Raw genomic sequence first — 217 nt, forward strand, 5'->3', positions numbered from 1 at the left:
CTGCCCGTGTTGTAATAAGACAACGCAATTTTTAATGCCATATCAGGCTCGGAATTTATCCTTAAAGCTCGCTGATAACCCTCATACAAAATCTTTGAGCCTACCGTGATGTTCTGGCAAGGGTCGAACATATCCTCCACGCTCACCTTGTAAGCCCTCAAGTTTGTTGTGTTGATTTGCATCAACCCCAAGTCCACCGAATGACCTAATGATAGGT

Annotated in this window: 1 protein-coding gene; it reads right to left on the reverse strand. The window is 44.2% G+C overall.

Features of this window, described 5'->3' with window-relative positions; translation table 11 throughout:
* Positions 1 to 182: transglycosylase SLT domain-containing protein (locus Q1A70_RS20815; RefSeq protein WP_299695979.1), on the reverse strand; the 182-nt coding region annotated here is incomplete at its 3' end.
* Positions 183 to 217 lie beyond the last annotated feature (35 nt).

This window comes from uncultured Vibrio sp., assembly GCF_947488985.1.
In the GTDB taxonomy this organism is placed as follows: Bacteria; Pseudomonadota; Gammaproteobacteria; order Enterobacterales; family Vibrionaceae; genus Vibrio.